The organism is Burkholderia sp. ABCPW 14 (genome assembly GCF_001523835.1).
Lineage (GTDB): Bacteria > Pseudomonadota > Gammaproteobacteria > Burkholderiales > Burkholderiaceae > Burkholderia > Burkholderia mayonis.
Map to the genome: position 1 here is coordinate 1 of NZ_LOVS01000088.1, position 18,027 is coordinate 18,027.

Below are 18,027 nucleotides of genomic sequence, written 5' to 3' on the forward strand. Positions count from 1 at the left end.
TGTCCCGATCGCGGACCGGTTCAGGCCGATGAGCAGGTCTCCCTCCCAATGGCCCGGCACAGCACGATCCTGCACTTCTGCTGGGCGACTGGAAATCATCACGTCCTCGCTGACATGCGCCCAAGCCCACGAACCGCCGCGTAATGCCGGAACAGCGTCGGGGATGTCGCGGCGTCATAGCCGAACCGCACGGTATCGCCGATGTCCGCGGCTGCCCGGACATGATCCACGACGGCGGGCGGAATGCTGTCGATCGGCGGGAAGTAGTGCAGTTGTTGAAAGACCTTCAACAACACCATCAGGCCCAGTCGAGGTCGCTCGCCGCGGGTTGACCGGCGCGCCCATTCGAGTTCGTCGGGCAGCGGTGTGTAACAGGCTTGCAATTCCCGGGGTGCCAGAACCTCGGGGAAGCGCGGGTACGCGGTGCGTTCGAGGGCTGCCATTGCGGATCGTCCGGATCGCAGAGGGCCACTCAGATTAGCGCAAGAAAAGTCGAGGGTTACTGCCTCAAATCGTAATGATTCTCGCGATCTTTATAACTTCACGTCTTATGATAGGAATTTGCGCTGACCTTGTTCATACCCGTAACCAGCCGGTAGCGACCGGCGCCGACGAAATTCGCTGGCAAACAGGGTTCGGCTTCGTGACTGACATCGTCACGTGGCTCTCCACGTCGGGCTGTGCTGAAGACCGGCTGCGGCAAATCGAACAGCGCCTGCACCGCCTGTCGTCGCTGTACGGCCAGTTGCATGTGAAAAAGAACACGAGCGTTGAGACGATTCGCTCGCTGCCAGCCAGTACCGTCAAGATCCTGTATGAGTTGCTGGACCCGGAGTGTCCAGAAAATCCGTTTCATCGCGCCAGGAGCCGTTGGCGCGTCTACGTTGCATTTGTGTTGATGCTGCATCAAGGGTTGCGGCGCGGTGAACTGCTTCTGCTTCCCGTTGATACGGTGAAAAGTGCTTATGACCATCGGCAGCAACGAACGCGCTACTGGCTCAATGTCCAGGAAAACAGATACGAATCCGCCGAAGACGATTCCCGTTACTCCAGGCCCTCGATCAAGAACGTACACTCGATCCGCCAGGTGCCGGTCAGCCAGCTAACGGCGACGATCGTGGACACGTACGTTGAAAACTATCGCGGCCGTCCTGATCACCCGTTTCTCCTGAACGCGCAGTCCAATATGCCGCTGGCGACCGAGACGCTTACAAAGGCATTCGCCCAGATGTCGCGCTGCCTGCCGTCCGACGTCCTGAAAGAACTGCGCGATCGTACTGGAAAGGAATCTGTCACGCCCCACGATCTACGCCATACCTGTGCCGTGGTCCGGCTTCATCAGTTGCTCGAGCAGGGTGATCCGATGGACGAGGCGCTTCAGAAGATGCGCGCCTTCTTCGGATGGTCGAGAAAATCGGTCATGCCGACACGCTATGCACGCGCGGTATTCGAAGACCGGCTCGCCGACGTCTGGAACAACGCCTTTGACGATCGCGTCGCCATGCTGCGAGCGTTGCCTCTGGGACATTGAGATGAGCACGCCCCAGATGCAGGGGGAACTGTTTCCTCAGCCGAGGCAGCCCCATGCCGATCCAATCGACGCGCTGCTGTCGGCGTTGCCGACCCTGCCCCCAACGATTCGCTACTACGATGACTTTGACGATTGCGTGAGGTCAATACCCACCCCCGTTGACGTCGATGTCTTCGAGTACATGTACGACGGGCAGCGCGGATCGTTCGACTTTGCGCGATTCGACAACAGTTGCGGCCGTCTCCTGAAACATCTGTTCGCCTATGTGCTCGGTGAAGACTACAGCGTATCAACGGCCGTTCATGCGGTGACAGGAGCGATCCACCTGAGTCGCGACGAAATTGCATCTGCGATCACTGCAACGCCCATCGGAATTCAGCAGTTCTGGACTGTCCTGCGGGCGAAGGCGCTACCCAAAACAGCGTATTCCTGTTTAAAGACGCTGCTGCACATGCTGTGCATCCATCGGCTGAATGGGTGGTCCCGATCTTACCTTGAGTTTCTGAGCGCCCTGCCCTGGCCGGCGCGAGATCCATATGCTGGCGTTCGATCAGGCGACGTGTTTCTCCTGGTCGATGAAGAAACGCGCATTGTTCGATACCTTGATGAGATCGCTGCTCAAGTGGTGTCGGCTGCGACGCCCCTGATTGCCGATCTAGATGAAGCCGGCATGCTGCTATGTTCCTATGCATTTGCAATGCGGCCCGTCCAGATCGCCAAGCTGAAGATGCGGAACGTACGCGTCTGGCGTGAGGCGCCCGACGATCTGCCGACAGTGCATCTTACGTTTCACATGGCCAAACAAAAGGATCCGGCCAGGCGAAAGCCGCTGACACGCAGGGTAAAACGCGAATGGGCTCCTATATTGGCAGCTCTCGATGAGCAGCGAAAAGCTGAAGCCGCGGCTGGTTCAGCACGGTTCTTCCGGGTGCAGTCTGCCGGCGACGCGGGAAGCAGGATTGCGCGGCTGGTAAGAAAACTGATCGACTCCGAAGAGCGTGGTACGCCAACCGATCTGCGTCACACCGCTGCACAACGACTCGTTGACGCTGGGGCCAGCCACGAAGAGCTTGCCGAGTTCATGGGGCATTCGTACGTACGGACCGGACTGGTTTACTACGAGACGTCGGCTTCGCACGCCGAACGGATCAACCGGGCGCTCGGTGCATCGGATGTCTACCGGCGCGTGGCAAAGATCGCACACGACCGGTTCATCTCCCTGGAAGAGCTCACCCAACTCAAGGGGGATCTGCAAATCGCCGGCGTGCCCCACGGCATTCCGATCGCCGGAATCGGTGGCTGCACGTCGGGACAGCCCGCGTGTCCCTATAACCCGGTGACGTCGTGCTACGGATGCAGGAAGTTCATGCCCTTGCATGACAAGGCGATGCACGAGAGCGTGCTGGCCTCAATGCGCGAAGTGGTCGTGCTCTTCGAACAGAGTTCTCGTGGGGAAACCCGGTCTCGGACCTATCTCCAGTTGCAGCGCACGATCGCCGAAATACAGACGGTCATCGACGAGTTGGAGGGCGAAGACCGATGAATCCCCACTACCTCGCGTTCATCGATCTGGGCAAAGCGCTTGCGCGCGACAAAGGCTTGCAGTGGGACATGCCACTCGACGACGCAGGCGCTGCTCAGGACGAGGTGGGATGGAACCTCACCGTCGCTGCTGGCGACGTGCCCCCGCCGACCCACTACCTGCGAGACCTTGGCACGGATGTGAAGGCGCTGGCAATCGTCAACGCGGAGCGTGTCGCGCGTGGCTTGGCACCGCTTGCCAGACGGCCGCTGTCTGCCGCATGGCAAGACCTCGTAAAGGCGGCGGTCGCCGAGCAATTGCTGTTCAGGCGCAACACGACTGGATATGTGGCGCAATGCATCGCACGTCCACTGCGGGTCATCGCGACGTGCGTGGACAAGGAGCCGTGGGATCTGACCGTTGATGACCTGCGCGTTGCTGTGCGTATTGGCAAAGCTATCCAGGCCACGGGGAAGCTGGGAGACTTGGTGGTCGGAATCGTCAAGGTGGTACTTGATGCCCAGCACATCTGCGATGCGGGGCCGCTGTACTCGTCGCTTGCCGTTCCACGAATGAAAGGCAAAAGTGCGATCAAGGCAAAACATACGTGGTCGCCGGACGAGCTTCGTGGCGATCTCGAGGCCCGCAAGCGTGGTGAACGCCTGCCGGAGCGCCGAGCGTTCTGGGAACTGACGCGCATCGTGATGACCGAAAAGCCGCGCACATTCATAGACGATCTGCGGTTCGCTGCGATGCGCGCCTTGATCGTGACCGGTATGCGGGCGGGCGAAGTCGCGTTGCTGCCGATTGACTGGAAGCGGGAGCGCGCATACCTGGATTCGAAGGGACGGCCCGCCGGAGAATCCGGTGGTATCTCGACATCCCTGATGGTTCGTCACTTCGCTGAAAAGCAGCAGGAGGATGAGAGCGACAGCCGCGTGCTGCGTGAAGGGACCCAGCCCGTGCCCGAGATGTTCCGGACGCTGTTGACGGAGACACTGGACCACGTAGCCCGGATCACCGAACCACTGCGTGCGACGCTGAAGCTGCAATGCGAAACCGGCCGGCTACTCCCATGGTATCCGCTCGACAGCGTCGTGCCCGTCATCGAAATTTACACGCGCCTTATGGGCAATCCGTTCTGGTCAAAAATCGAACGGGAGCCGTTCATCGAACGCTATCGGGAAGGCTTCGATCCCGCGGTCCTTGCCGAACTGCACGAGTACCAGCATGAGCGGCGGCGCAGCGGCGAGCTGATGCTCGACATGGCCGTCTATCAGTTCGGGAATCGCCTGAAAACAGCGATGCTTGAGGGCGAGACCAGCCTGCGCTTCCGCCATGGTGATGGCTCGCCGATCAACCTCCTCGAGCGGATGGAGTGGCATGCGACGCATCTGCACATCGGCGAACTCGAGGAACACATTCGACTCACGACACCGACAAAGGTATCCGACCTCACTCCCCTGCCGCTGGCCAGCAGTTCTGTTCAGCCGTGGGAGTTCCTGTTCGTGCAGCCCAAGCGTTCGCTCGCTGAAGAGCGCAACGATGGTCTGTGTGACGTAACCCGCTACATGGCCGTCAACCGCCCGGACCCTTCGTTCATCGGGCAAGCGCTCGGTGATGCGAAGCACCTGCCATCGCTGTTCGAAAAGTACGGTCAGACCGATGAAGATCGCGCACTGAAAATCGAGTCGCATATGCTGCGCCATCTGCAAAACACGGAGCTGTTCCGGCTGGGCGTGGCCGACACCATCATCTCGAAGCGCTTCAACCGGCGCAGTGTCGCACAGAGCTACGAGTACGATCACCGCAGCTTGGCTGAGGATCTCGAACAGATCGAAATTCCACAGGACATCGAGATCATGCTTGGCGAAAAAGCCAGCACCGTAGCCAGGCTCATCAAGGGTGGCAAGGCCAGAGGTCCGATCGTCGACGCGTTCCAGCGCATCCAGGCCACCGACGGCGACGCAGCCGCGTACGAATATCTGCGTGCGGAAGCGGACGGCTTCCATGCCACGCCGTACGGGCACTGCCTGAACTCGTTCACTGTTGACCCTTGCCCCAAGCATCTCGAGTGCTTCGCCGACTGCCGCCATCTCTCGGCGACCGAGCTTCCGGAGCATCGGCGGAACCTTGTTCGGCTCGAAGGCAAGTTCCAGCTGGCACTGGAGACGATCAGGGCCCGTCCGTCGACGAGCATTGGCTGGAAAAACCAGCTTGAGCATGCAGAAAAGCGGCTGGCGGGTGTACAGAAACTGCTCGCGACTGCGCCGGGCGAACACCCCTTCCCCGATGGGATTGACCTCTCACTGCCGCCGCAACGCGGAGTACTGGATGACTAACAACAATGAAACGGCATCGGCCGACGACAAGCAGATGCGCGAGATTCTCGAGACGTTGCTGGCCAACGACGAGGACATCACGGCGCGTGCCGTTGCCCGGTTGCATCCGTCCATCAAGGCAGCATCGTCGATCACCCGCAGCGAATCGCGCAGTAGATTGCTTGCCGAGAATCAGCAGCGCCAGTCGGAATACCGGCGCTGGCGAGGCCGTGTCGCAAAGCGCTCCGGTGCTGACACTGCCGCGTCGCTAGCGGATAAGGATATCCGGATTGCCGAGCTCGAAGCCACCGTGCAGTTGCTTACCGCGTCACACCTCGCCATGTTACGCGCCGTCGGCGAACTCGGCGGTTTCAGCAAGTGGGCCAGATTCTATGAGCAATACCGCGAGGCGCGGGATAAACTCATCGAACTCGGGGCTGTTCCTTCCGCTACAGTGTCCCCCTTGGAACCTCAGTAGCGACTTGGTGGAGAATGCCGACTATCGACACACTGGAGAGAAAGCGATGGCGAAGAGCGAATTGGAGGGCATCCTTGAAACGTTTGCTTCGGGCAACGGCTTTGGCAACCCCGACGACCGACGCAACGCCGAAGTTCGGTTGCAAGTGGCGCTGGCCGAGCAACAGAGGAAGACCGCCGCTCGGCTCAATTTGTTGACCCTGTTGCTCGTTGTTGTCGGCTGCCTCCAGGCGGTCGTCTTGGCCTTCCAAGTATGGGGCAAGTAGCATCGACTTCCAGAAACGGACCGACTTTGCCTGACGTGTTACCGACGCGCCCCCACGGGCGATCACCCCTACAGCACGAGTATGCCAAACGCAACACGCGCGCCGGCAGGAACCGCTCGCGGAAGATACCCCGTTGCGTCACTCCGCGATAAGCAGCGCAACAAACGACCTCCACACGAGCACGCAACAGGAAGCGCTCTAAAACGAGGTCATCCTGTGGATAACTCGGCCGCCTTCCGGTTGAAATACAACAAAACCTGAAAAACCGAACCGACGCAACACCACACCATAGGTGCCAAGAATCGACATTTTAGATTGTAGTAACTTTATAGAAATGTCGTATTTGGACCTCGCCGATGCGACGCTCTCGTGCAATGCGAGAAGCGCATCAAACGACGCACGCTCACGAACATGTGATTTTTCGATTTGCTGTTTACGTTCCGGTAGAGAAGCCGGACGACTGGATCGAAGCAAGCGACCGGACATCGATCGTCGCGTCAGCCAACAAAAACAGTGCGGAATTTCGGAGGCCTTGTCGGTCGCCACAGAGCCCCACACCATCGCACGAACGTGCGCACGCATACCGCCGTACGCCGCCGAGCCGACGGCAATACGCGGCGGCAAGCCCGTGGCCTGTCGATCACGCGAGGATTTTCACGGCGGTACTGTGGCCCACGGTGGCAACTGACGTCCCGCCGCGCCCGCTTACGCGCTCTCGCCCGGCCACCAAGGCTCCGGCGCGGACCGGATCAGATAGTCATCCAGGTTCTTGCCCTCCAGCCATTTCGGGCAGGCGCCGCGGCCCGTCCACGATTTGCCCGATGACGGATCGTAGTATTTGGCCGGCAGCTTCTTTGGCTTGTCCTTCACAAAGCCCGCGGCCCTCAGCAGTTCCAACTCCGTGATGCCGTATTGCTTCACCTGTTCCCGAATGGCGGCCAGCACCTCCGCCTTCTCTTTCTTCTTGGCTTCCTCGAGAAGCAAGTTGACGTGGCCGAGCTGCTTCTGCAGCGAATGAATTTTGCTGGTTGTCACGTGATGTGTGTCTTTATCGATACGCTGCCCGCGCTCCGACGGGCGTGCGGATTTCTGTCGCTATTGCGGAGCCTGCTCGGACTTCGCCGATTGTGACGGCGCCTTTGCCGGGCGACGCGCCTTCAGCATTCGCGCGCGCTTCGCATCAGCCGGCGACACCCGCCCCGCTTCGCCGCCCGTCAAATCGACGCGCACGGCGCCGTCGACGAGGCACGTCCAGTAACGGTTCCCGCGGCACCAGGTCTTCATCGCGTCCCGCAACTCCGCCTCGTTCGAGCCGAGTTCTTGCGCCCGATTGACCAAGTCCTCGAGAATGCCGACCTTGAGCGGCACCTTGGGCGCCGGATTTCTCGGGAAAGCCACGGGAAACCGCTTCTGGAGTTTCGCGATCGTCAACAGCACCGGATCCGTCGAGCCCGGCGAAGCCGCCTGCTTGGCATCCCGCTTCCGCAGCTTCTTCGCTGCCCGTTCCCGTTCGGCGTCTCTCGCAAGTTGATCGCGCAACGACGCAAGTTGCTCAAAGCCCATAACTTCCAGCCCACTGAAAAATAAGCCGAGATTGTAGCAGTCGACGGCGCGGCGTTCTCGCTACTCTATTGGCGAGCGTCTGTATCGACATTGACGACCGCCTTCGATGAGAAGCATCCGAGACCGAGACAGAGCTGGCAACGCCGCCGCCGGAACTCGTAAAGCTCACACCGCGTATCGCCGCCATCATCCGACGTCCCGCGCCCAAACCGGAAACAGCATAGTGAAGAACCGCAGCAGGCGCAGCCGAGCCTCGCAGTGGTTGCCCGTGCATCGCGCGGCCTACCGACTGCGGACCGCATGCCCGAGGATCGCGCGGCCGCACATAACATAAGCCGGCACGCGAGATGCTCGATGCGCCGCGCGTACCGTATCGGCCGCCACGCCGCTTGACGCACGGATCATCGATACTACACGGTCGCCGCATGATGAAATCACAGTGAAAACGCTATTATCGCGTCCGTTGCCTCCATTCCGGCGCGCGCCCGCAGGCCGTCCGTTCATTCCGCAAAACAACACGACAACGACATGACAAATACTCTCGAACGCGTGGATGGCGCCGCGCGGCATCTGGTTGCGGCCCGTCGCGCCGGCGTTGCCGGCGCGCTTCTGCCGGATGCCTGCCGGCCCGACGACATCGAAACGGCCCTCGCGACGCAGCGCCGCGTCGCTGAATGGCTGGGCGAGCCGGTGGGGGGATGGAAATGCGCGCTGCCGCCACCGGGGCGCGTCGTGGTCGCGCCGATCTTGTCGTCGACGATCCACATGTTCCCCACGTCGGCCGGCCCGTTGCGGGTCGTCGCCGATACGCCGACCGTCCGGATCGAACCGGAGATCGCCTTCGTGCTCGACCGCGATTTGCCGCCTCGCGGCAGGCCGTACAACGAAGACGACGTGCGCGGCGCGATTCGCGAGGTGCGTCTCGCGATCGAAGTGCTCGGCTGCCGCTATGCGGATCCGTCGCGCGCGACCGTGTTTGAATTGCTCGCGGACGGGCAGTTCAACCAGGGCTTGTGTGTCGGGCCGGTCGTATCCGACGGCCTGCACGCCACGCTCGACGTCATTGCGCTCGAGTTTCGAGGCGGGCTGAACCGGTCGATCGATGGCCGCCATCCGGACGGACATCCGTTCAAGCCGCTGCTGTGGCTTGTCAATTTTCTCGCCGCGCGCGGCGAATCCGTTCGGGCGGGCCAGGTCGTGACGACCGGATCGTATGCCGGGGCGATTGACGTGCCGCTTGGCCAACGGCTGACGGTGCGATTCGGCCAACTCGGCAACCTGTCGGTGGAACTGGTCGCCTGAGCCGCAAGCCGGGCGCGAAAGCAGCGCGCCGGTGCAGCGCTCGGCCGCCGCACCGACTTCAGGCGATTGCGGGCGCGCCATGCCGAACAATGGCGGGCGACGCGCGCGCCGGCGTGCGCGTCCGCGGGCGCATGCGTCGTCCGTCGTCCGTCGCCCGTCGCCCGTCGCCCGTCGCCCGTCGTCCGCGCAGTACGCGCTGTAACACGCTCCACCGCAGTCGACACATCCCGCCTGCGCACGCATGCGCCGTGCCCGAACATTGCGCCGCATGGCCTCCGAAGCGCGATCGGCCGACAAAATTCGCAAAAAGCGAACGCTAGCACGCGCGCGTTGGCCGGCTCCGGATCAGATCAAGGCAAAATACGGGTTTTGCGCCCGTCGGGCTCAGATACGTGATGCCGGAACAGGACCGTCGACGCCCGCCTTGGCTCGTCCCGCGTCCGGCAGGATAGCTCGCCGTCCCGGCGGGCCCATTGGAGCTTTTCCCCATGACCGAACCGAACATTTCATTCGCCGGCAGGCTTTCGCTTGCCTTCGGCCTGTTCTTTTCCGTGATCGGCGACCGCGAACTCGCGCGCCGCGCGCGCCGGCTGCGTGAAGCCGATGCCCCACCGGCACCGGCCGCGGCCCCCGTCGCGCCGCGCCGACCCGCCGCGGCGCCCGTGCCCGAAATCATCCGGGAAGCGAGCCCGGACGCCGCGCTCCAGTTGCTCGGGCTGCTCCAGCGCGACGCGCGCCTGATCGATTTCGTCGAAGAAGACATCGCCGGCTACGCCGATGCGGACATCGGCGCCGCCGCGCGCCTCGTGCATGACGGCTGTCGCGCGACGCTGCGCGAGCATTTCACGATCCGCCCCGTGCGAGACGAGGCCGAAGGCACCCGCGTGACGATCGGCGAAGGCTTCGATGCCACCGCTATCCGTCTCACGGGCAACGTCGTCGGCAAGCCGCCGTTCAACGGCAGCATCAGCCACCGGGGCTGGCGCGTCGACGCGGTGCGCCTGCCGAAGCTGAACAAGGGGCACGACGCGACGATCGTCGCGCCGGCCGAGGTGGAGCTATGAGCGAGCCGCGCTATTCGATCGGCATCGATCTGGGCACCACGCATTGCGCATTGTCGTACGTGGATCTCGCGGCCAGCGACGGCGAGAAAACGAATCTCGGCGTGCTGCCGGTCGCGCAGCTCACCGCGCCGGGCGCGATCGAATCGCCCGATCTGCTGCCGTCCTTTCTCTACCTGCCGCACCCGAACGAGCTCGCGCCGGGCGATCTCGCGTTGCCGTGGGCGGCCGAGCGCGATTTCGCGGTCGGCGAACTGGCGCGCAGCCGCGGCGCGGGCACGCCGATTCGTCTGGTGTCGAGCGCGAAGAGCTGGCTGTGCCATCCGGGCGTGGACCGTCGCGCCGGCATCCTGCCGAGCGACGCGCCGCCGGAAGTCGCGCGCGTGTCGCCGCTCGAAAGCTCGGTGCGCTATCTGACCCACCTGCGCGAAGCCTGGAACCACGCGCATCCCGACGCGCCGTTCGATCAGCAGGACATCACCGTCACGATTCCCGCTTCGTTCGATCCGGCCGCGCGCGAACTGACGGCCGAGGCCGCGCAGGCAGCCGGCTACGCGCACATGACGCTGCTCGAGGAGCCGCAGGCGGCGCTCTATAGCTGGATCGAGAAAAGTAGCGGCGCGTGGCGCAAGGACGTGAAGGTCGGCGACATCATCCTGGTCGTCGATGTTGGCGGCGGGACGACTGATCTGTCGCTGATCGCGGTCGTCGAACGCGACGGCAACCTCGAGCTGCATCGCGTCGCGGTCGGCGAGCACATCCTGCTCGGCGGCGACAACATGGACCTGACGCTCGCCCACGTCGTCGCGCGCAAGCTCGCCGCGCAAGGCACGCAGGCGGATCCGTGGCAGTTGCGCGCCCTCACCTACGCGTGCCGCAGCGCGAAGGAAACGCTGCTGAGCGATCCGGCGACGGACACCGTGCCGCTCGTCGTGCCGAGCCGCGGCTCGAAGCTGATCGGCGGCTCGATCCGCACCGAGCTGACTCGCGCCGAACTGACGCAGACGATCCTCGAAGGCTTCTTCCCGCAAGTCGACGCGTCGGCGCGACCCGTGAGCCGCACGCGCGCCGGCCTGACGCAGCTTGGCCTGCCCTATGCACAGGACGCCGGCATCACGCGGCATCTCGCGGCGTTCCTCGGCCGGCAGGTCGCCGCGCTCGCGGAGCTCGACGGTCTGCAGCACGTGCAAGACGGCGCGGCGAGCTTCCTGCATCCGACCGCGGTGCTGTTCAACGGCGGCGTGTTCAAGTCGCCGCTGCTCGTCGCGCGCCTTCTCGACACGCTGAATGGCTGGCTCGCCGCCGACGGCGCGGCGCCCGCCCGTCTGTTGGGCGGCGCCGATCTCGACCTTGCGGTGGCCCGCGGCGCCGCGTATTACGGCTACGTGAAGCGCGGCAAGGGCGTGCGCATTCGCGGCGGCACGGCCCGCGCGTATTACATCGCGATCGAGTCGGCGATGCCGGCCGTGCCAGGCCTCGAGCCGCCGATCCAGGCGCTGTGCGTCGCGCCGTTCGGCATGGAGGAAGGCACGGACGCCGCATTGCCGCCGCAGGAATTCGGCCTCGTGGTCGGCGAGCCGGTGCACTTCCGCTTCTTCGGCTCGTCGGTGCGCCGCCAGGATCAGGTCGGCACGCTGCTCGACTTCTGGTCGCCGGACGAATTGCAGGAACTCGAGGAGATCGAGGCCACGCTGCCGCCCGAGGGGCGCACGCCCGGTGAAATCGTGCCGGTGAAGCTGCACGCGCGCGTCACGGAGGCCGGCACGCTGGAACTCGAGGCGTTGCAAAGCGGCACGAACGAGCGCTGGAAGGTGGAGTTCGACGTGCGCGGCGGCGCGAATGCCTGACCGATGAAACCGTTCATCGTCGGCATCGATCTCGGGACGAGCAATACCGTCGTCGCGTACGTCGAGACGGGCGGCGATGCGATCCGCGTGTTCGACGTCGACCAGCTCGTCGCGCCCGGCGAGGTCGGCGCGCGGCCGCTGCTGCCGTCCGCGCGCTACCACCCGGCGGCGGGCGAATTCGCGCCCGGCGATCTGCGGCTGCCGTGGCACGACGCCGAAGGCAGCGAAGCCGTCGACCCGCCGCCGCCCGCCGTGATCGGCACGCTCGCGCGCTCGCTGGGCGCGCAGGTGCCGGGCCGGCTCGTGGCCAGCGCGAAAAGCTGGCTGTCGCATGCATCGGTGGATCGACTCGCGCCGATCCTGCCGTGGGGCGCGGCCGACGCCAGCGGCAAAGTGTCGCCGGTGGCCGCGAGCGCCAGCTATCTGGCGCACGTGCGCGCCGCGTGGAACAGCCGTTTCCCGGATGCGCGGCTCGAGGATCAGGACGTAGTGCTCACCGTGCCTGCGTCGTTCGACGACGGCGCGCGCGCGCTCACGCTCGAAGCCGCGCGGATCGCGCAACTGCCCGCGCTGCGCCTGCTCGAAGAGCCGCAGGCGGCGTTCTACGACTGGCTGTTCCATCATCGGGCGACGCTGCGCGAATCGCTTGCGCAAACTCGGCTCGTGCTGGTGTGCGACGTCGGCGGCGGGACGACCGACCTCACGCTGATCAAGGTGCACGTCGAGGATGGCGAGCCGCAATTGACGCGCATCGGCGTCGGCGATCACCTGATGCTCGGCGGCGACAACATGGATCTCGCGCTCGCGCGCCTCGCCGAGACGCGTCTCACGCAGGACGACGCGCGTCTGTCGGCCGCGAGCCTGTCCCAGCTCGTCGAGCGATGCCGAACGGCGAAGGAGCGCCTGCTCGATGCGGCGCCGCCCGACACGGTCGGCCTCACGCTGCTCGGCTCGGGCGCCCGGCTCGTCGGCGGCGCGCGCAAGACGGAACTGAGCCGGGAAGAGGTCGAGCGGATCGTCGTCGACGGGTTCTTTCCCGCCGGCGGCCCGGACGACCTGCCGCGCAAGTCGCGGGCCGCGCTCGTCGAGTTCGGCCTGCCCTACGCCGCCGACCCGGCCGTCACGCGGCACATCGCGGCGTTCCTGCATCGGCTCGCCGCGCAGTCGCGCGAGGCGCTCGGCGCGCCGGACGCGGCGAATTCGACGCTGCCGATACCCGATACGCTGCTGCTCAACGGCGGCGTGTTCCGCTCGAAGGCGCTCGCCGACCGCCTCGCGGACGTGCTCGGCGACTGGCGCCGACAGCCGTTGCACGTCTTGCACAACGATCATCCGGACGTGGCCGTCGCGCGGGGCGCGGTCGCATACGGACTCGCGCGCGCCGGGCAGGCGCCGCGAATCGGCGGCGGCTCGCCGCGCAGCTACTTTCTCGTCGTCGACGACGATGCTCGGGCGCCGCGGGGCGTATGCGTGCTGCCGCGCGGCACCGCGGAGGGTCACGAGGTGCATCTCGACGATCTCGTGTTCGCATTGCGGCTCGGGCATCCGGTGCGTTTCCATCTCGCGTCGACCGTCGCCGACAACGCGTGGCGCCCGGGCGAGCTCGCGGATCTCGCCGCGGGCGACTTCGTCCGCCTGCCGCCCGTGGCGACCGTCGTTCAGCAGCACGACGCGGGCGGATCGCGCGAGCGGCGGGTCAAGCTGACGACGTCGCTCACGGAGGTCGGCACGCTGGACATGCACTGCATCGCGACGGACGACCCGTCGCAACGATGGCTGCTCGAATTCCAGCTCCGGCGCGAGCGTGCCGAAGACGGCGCGGCCGACGCGCCGCCGCATCCGTCGCTCGACAAGGCGGTCGAACTGATCGACCGCTCGTTCGGCGCGCGCCTCGCGAACGTCGATCCGAAGGAGGTCCGGCGTCTGCGCGCGCAGCTCGAGCAACTGCTCGGCCCGCGCGAGCACTGGGACATCGCCCTCCTGCGCGAACTGTTCGGCGCGCTGTGGGCGCGCGTCGGCCGGCGACGGCGCTCGGCGGATCATGAGCGCGTCTGGCTGAACCTCGCAGGCTATTGCGTGCGGCCGGGGTTCGGCTACCCGCTCGACGATTGGCGCGTCGCGCAGCTCTGGACGCTGTTCGACGACGGCATCCAGTACGTGAACGAAGGGCGAGTCTGGTCGGAATGGTGGACGCTGTGGCGCCGCGCGGCGGGCGGACTCGTCGAGGAGGCGCAGCGCCAGGCGCTCGACGCGATGGCCTGGCTGCAGGAGGCCGCGGGCGCGAAGCGGCCGAAGCTGCCGTTCGATCCCGCGAAGATCGGCGACATGGACATGGTTCGCCTCGCGGCGTCGCTGGAGCGCGTCGCCGTCGATCGCAAGATCGATCTCGGGGAACGGTTGCTCGCGCGGTTGCAGCGGCCGACGGAGAATCACCAGTGCTGGTGGGCGATCGGGCGCATCGGCGCGCGGCGGCCGTTGTACGGCAGCGCGCACGGCGTCGTGCCGCCCGACGTGGCGAGCCGCTGGCTGGACGCGATCCTCGCGGCCGACTGGAAGAAGGTCGAGCCGGCCGCATTTGCCGCGGTGCAGATCGCGCGCATGACGGGCGACCGTTCGAACGACTTGGCGCTCGACGTGCGCGACAAGGTCGTGCGCCGGCTCGCGTCCGTGAATGCGCCGGCTGCGTGGAGCCAAATGGTGCGCGAGGTCGTGACGCTCGACAACGCGGATACCGGGCGCGCGTTTGGGGAATCGCTGCCGGCCGGGCTGAAGCTGGTCGCAGGCTGATCGGACGGGTGCGGGCTGGCCGACGTGCATTCCGGGCGTCGGCCGGCCCGCTCGCGGATACTGGGCGCGCTCGGCGCACAGATTTTCACGTACGTTCGCGCGGAAGTTGCGCGCGTAAGCCGCGCCGTGCGTGGCAGGGGACAACGCCCGTTTGGTCAAACGTCCCGTTTTACATCCGCACCCGCCGTTATTCCCTATTCGGTAACGCGTCGCCGATCCGTTTCCATGAAACCGGATTCGCGCAAGGAACGAGAAAAATCTGGCAGCATGACGATTCATCCTCGATGCGCGAAAAACAAAGATACACTTATTCCGTTGAATATCGTGATTGTCGGCAACGGATAACACGTTGCCGGTTTTCGGCGATATGTCGATCACGCCCCCCAGTCGATAAAGCGGCCATGTTCGAACCATTCAATCAAGACGTGATTGCAGCGTTCATGAGAAACAAACGCAAGATCGCTGAAAATGGGGCCACTCGGCAGGTACAGGCGCTGCTGGATGATGTCGGCGCTGCGGCATTCAACCTGCTGCCCCATCCCTTTCTGTTCCCTGCCGACGACTTCGACATGCTCGCCCGGATCGCACGCGATCTGCTGTCCGCCCAAAACAAAATCGTGCGCCATCTGTGCCGGCAGCGCTCGCGGGCGGACATTCTGGAGCAGTTCTCGCTCGGCGAGGCACTGGCGCCTTATATCGACTGGGAAGAGCTGGAAGCGGGCCGCCGCCGCGTGGCCCGTGTCGACATATTGCCCTTGCCGGAAGGCTATGCGGTTTGCGAGTTGAATTTCTCGGCGGCGGTCGGCGGAGCGGAACTGTTCGACTGCCATCGCCGTTTCATGCAGGCGGCGGGTTGGCCGGCTGGCGAGCGCAACCGCTCCCCCTATGCCAATTTGCGCGCGCTATACGAGGACAGTATCCAATCCTTGGGAATCGATCGACTCGTCCTCCTGGATTGGAGCTCGCACGCCGCCCGTGGATATGCTTCGCCCGAACTCGCCCGCCGATATCTTGCGGGCATTGCGGACGATATACCGATCGAAGTTCACACCGAATTGACGTATCCGTCGAAGTGGCTGCGCGATGGCGGCGGGAAAGGCATTCTGGTTCACCGTAATTTCGTGTACGACGACATAACGGTCAATATCGATAAATTCCAGGCAATTCATCGCAGCGGCGCAAAATTTTCCAACGGACTGGAAGCCGAATTGCTGATGAATAAGATTTGGCTCGCGCTGTTATGTGACGAGCATTTTCACCCGCTTCTCGACGAACGCGAGATTGCCGCGATTCGTAACCATATTCCACCCACCTTCCGTCTCGACGAAAGCACACTCGCCGATGCGTTGGCCCGCAAAGACGAATGGGTATTCAAGCTGAATGCTTCCTATGGCGGCGTCGACGTGCTGATAGGCAAAGATCATCCGGCCGAGGCGCTCGCCAATCGACTGCGAAAAGACGGGGTGACGAACTGGGTTTGCCAGGCTTTCCGCGAGGTCGCGACGATCCGCCATCCTTTCGACGACACTTTCGTTGCAGCCGAACATAAGCCCGTACTGGGAATGTACCTCCACCGTGACGAGGCAAGCGGCATGGTGATGCGCTCGAATCGCTTTTCAAGCGTGGTCAACGCGGGCAGCGGAGCGGGCGTTCATTGGGCGGCCGTCGTCACTCAAGCAGAAAAAGAAGCCGTTCTCGCCGCGCTGGACGGCTAAGATCCGCCGCTCGCATCTGATCGGATCGACGGATTTGAAAATCGGGCGCGCGATTCGTTCGCGTGTCCGGCAGCAATGCGTTCGATAAGCGATTCAAGCGTTTTTCGCGTATCGGGCCTCGGACGAAAACAACCAGGAGAAGCGCATGGAAACCGCCGAACTTCATTTCCATTGCAACGAAGGAGGCATGGCGGACTACGCCGCGCAGTTGAGAGACGTGGGAACCGTGATGCTTCCCGCTTACGTGGCCTTTGACGCGCACGAACTGGAGCGCATCGATGAGCTGCAAGCCCGAATTCCGGAAGAATCCGTGACCGCCGGCGACGCCGGCGACACGCACGACATCCATGTCCGGCGCATCATGGTCGACCGGGCCGGCGAACTGCCCCAACTCGTCAATCGGCCGCACTCGGACCGGATACTGGACATGCTCGCCGATGCCCGGCGAACGCAGTTTTTCGGCAGCATGTTCGCCACGCATGCCGAGTACTTCATCCGGCGATGCCAGATCAACCGGATGTCGAAGAACTCCTTCATCGGCATGCACCTCGACGCCGCGAGCAACCCGGACTATGAATTCTCCGTCGTCATCCAACTGGGCCGCGCCTTCGACGGCGGCGAATTCGTGGTCCATCCGGAAGGCCGGCCGTCGAACGTCTTCGCGCCGACTTACGGCACGGTCATCGTCACGAGCTGCATGCACCGGCACGAAGTCAGAACGGTGCGCGGCAACGAGCGCACGTCGCTCGTCTATTTTTATTCGAGACACAACAAGGCCAATCGGCGCGCATGACTCGGCGGCGATTGCCCCGGGTGAGCCGCCGACAGGCGAAGCCGGTCGGCCGGGTTCGCCTTCGGCTGCGGACTATGCGGGCCTGTCCCGATCGGCCGTCTCGGCCGATGGCCGATCGTTCCGGTTGCGGGGTTCGGCCGCCGGTCGCTCGAAAAGCAGAATCGGCCGGCCTTTGTATTCGGTAACGGCGATCTCCCGATAACCGAACGCCCCGGCCAGTCGAATCGCATAGCGATTGCCGGGGTCGATCAGGCAAACGGTACGCCGAGCCGCCAGGTGCTCGTCCGCCCAGTCCAGCACCGCATCCAACGCTTCGCGCGCGATTGCCCTTCCCCACGCGGCGGAGGTCAGCGCGCCGCCCAATTCCGGCGCATCGCCGAGCGCGGGAACGATATCGCGCTTGGCATCGGCGAAGCCCGCTTCGCCGATGAAGCGACCGGTGCGCTTTTCGCGAATCGTCCAGTAGCCGAAGCCCAGCAGATGCCAATGCCCGACATAGCGCAACAGACGAAACCAGCACGCTTCGACCGTGAACGGCTCGTCGCGGATCAAACGGGTCACGTCGGGATCGGCCCACATTGCCCGGCTGCTGTCGAAATCCTCCAGGCGATGGCCGGACAGGATCAAGCGCGCCGTCTCGATAACCGGCGCGGATCGCCCGACAGCGCCATCGACATACTCTTGCATGATTCCTCCTCTCGCATTTGAACCGTTCCGAGCTTGTCGGAGACCGGTGCGTTTCAATCGCGGCGCGACGGTGGCGCCGGCGAGCCGCCGATAGCGCGCAGCGTTTGCCTCGGCGGACGGAAACCACCTCGACTCCCGCTGCCGGCATCGCGCGG

General features: G+C 64.2%; 15 protein-coding genes and 1 pseudogene. 11 read left to right on the top strand and 5 right to left on the bottom strand.

What is annotated here, in order from left to right; all coding sequences use genetic code 11:
- Positions 1-128: 128 nt before the first annotated feature.
- Positions 129-443, bottom strand: a pseudogene (locus tag WS62_RS33585) (DUF4158 domain-containing protein); the annotation flags it as partial.
- A 74-nt stretch (positions 444-517) separates the two neighbouring features.
- Between WS62_RS33585 and WS62_RS13335 the strand changes: the two are divergent.
- From WS62_RS13335 to WS62_RS13355, 5 genes are read left to right on the top strand one after another with little or no spacing between them, the layout of a single operon-like run.
- Positions 518-1,531, top strand: a complete 1,014-nt coding sequence (locus WS62_RS13335) for a tyrosine-type recombinase/integrase (RefSeq protein WP_082720937.1) — start codon at positions 518-520, stop codon at positions 1,529-1,531.
- 1 nt (position 1,532) lies between these two features.
- The gene (locus WS62_RS13340) at positions 1,533-3,074 is read left to right on the top strand and encodes a tyrosine-type recombinase/integrase (protein ID WP_066571377.1); all 1,542 of its coding nucleotides are present in this window, start codon (positions 1,533-1,535) and stop codon (positions 3,072-3,074) included.
- Complete coding sequence (locus WS62_RS13345) at positions 3,071-5,395, top strand: hypothetical protein (protein ID WP_066571379.1); 2,325 nt, start codon at positions 3,071-3,073, stop codon at positions 5,393-5,395. Before WS62_RS13340 ends, WS62_RS13345 begins: the two co-directional genes overlap by 4 nt.
- Positions 5,388-5,852, top strand: a complete 465-nt coding sequence (locus WS62_RS13350; protein ID WP_066571381.1) for a hypothetical protein — start codon at positions 5,388-5,390, stop codon at positions 5,850-5,852. Before WS62_RS13345 ends, WS62_RS13350 begins: the two co-directional genes overlap by 8 nt.
- Positions 5,853-5,898: 46 nt before the next feature.
- On the top strand, positions 5,899-6,117 hold the full coding sequence (locus WS62_RS13355) for a hypothetical protein (protein ID WP_066571383.1): 219 nt from the start codon (positions 5,899-5,901) through the stop codon (positions 6,115-6,117).
- A 198-nt stretch (positions 6,118-6,315) separates the two neighbouring features.
- On the opposite strand, the gene WS62_RS36350 is transcribed toward WS62_RS13355, so the two are convergent.
- From WS62_RS36350 to WS62_RS13365, 3 genes are all read right to left on the bottom strand, one after another.
- Entirely contained in the window at positions 6,316-6,741 is a 426-nt protein-coding gene (locus tag WS62_RS36350; protein ID WP_156440970.1) for a hypothetical protein, read from the bottom strand.
- An 81-nt stretch (positions 6,742-6,822) separates the two neighbouring features.
- On the bottom strand, positions 6,823-7,152 hold the full coding sequence (locus WS62_RS13360) for an H-NS histone family protein (protein WP_066571385.1): 330 nt from the start codon (positions 7,150-7,152) through the stop codon (positions 6,823-6,825).
- Between the two features lie 60 nt (positions 7,153-7,212).
- Complete coding sequence (locus tag WS62_RS13365; RefSeq protein ID WP_066571387.1) at positions 7,213-7,680, bottom strand: ProQ/FinO family protein; 468 nt, start codon at positions 7,678-7,680, stop codon at positions 7,213-7,215.
- Positions 7,681-8,208: 528 nt separating this feature from the next.
- On the opposite strand from WS62_RS13365, the gene WS62_RS13370 reads away from it, so the two are divergent.
- The 6 genes from WS62_RS13370 to WS62_RS13395 all read left to right on the top strand — a co-directional run bounded on the left by WS62_RS13370 (position 8,209) and on the right by WS62_RS13395 (position 17,185).
- Positions 8,209-8,982 carry a 2-keto-4-pentenoate hydratase gene (locus WS62_RS13370; RefSeq protein ID WP_066571389.1) on the top strand — a complete coding sequence of 258 codons (774 nt, stop codon included), beginning with the start codon at positions 8,209-8,211 and terminating at the stop codon, positions 8,980-8,982.
- Between the two features lie 488 nt (positions 8,983-9,470).
- Positions 9,471-10,046, top strand: coding sequence for a DUF2760 domain-containing protein (locus WS62_RS13375; protein WP_066571390.1), 576 nt, complete (start codon positions 9,471-9,473; stop codon positions 10,044-10,046).
- Positions 10,043-11,890, top strand: coding sequence for an Hsp70 family protein (locus WS62_RS13380; protein ID WP_066571392.1), 1,848 nt, complete (start codon positions 10,043-10,045; stop codon positions 11,888-11,890). Before WS62_RS13375 ends, WS62_RS13380 begins: the two co-directional genes overlap by 4 nt.
- A 3-nt stretch (positions 11,891-11,893) precedes the next feature.
- Complete coding sequence (locus tag WS62_RS13385; RefSeq protein ID WP_066571393.1) at positions 11,894-14,677, top strand: Hsp70 family protein; 2,784 nt, start codon at positions 11,894-11,896, stop codon at positions 14,675-14,677.
- A gap of 401 nt (positions 14,678-15,078) precedes the next feature.
- On the top strand, positions 15,079-16,392 hold the full coding sequence (locus tag WS62_RS13390) for a hypothetical protein (protein ID WP_066571395.1): 1,314 nt from the start codon (positions 15,079-15,081) through the stop codon (positions 16,390-16,392).
- 145 nt (positions 16,393-16,537) lie between these two features.
- Positions 16,538-17,185, top strand: a complete 648-nt coding sequence (locus WS62_RS13395; RefSeq protein WP_066571396.1) for a 2OG-Fe(II) oxygenase — start codon at positions 16,538-16,540, stop codon at positions 17,183-17,185.
- Positions 17,186-17,257: 72 nt separating this feature from the next.
- Here the strand turns inward: WS62_RS13395 and WS62_RS13400 are convergent, their stop codons facing one another.
- Positions 17,258-17,872 (bottom strand): GNAT family N-acetyltransferase, encoded by a 615-nt coding sequence (locus WS62_RS13400; RefSeq protein ID WP_066571397.1) that lies wholly within the window; start codon positions 17,870-17,872, stop codon positions 17,258-17,260.
- Positions 17,873-18,027 lie beyond the last annotated feature (155 nt).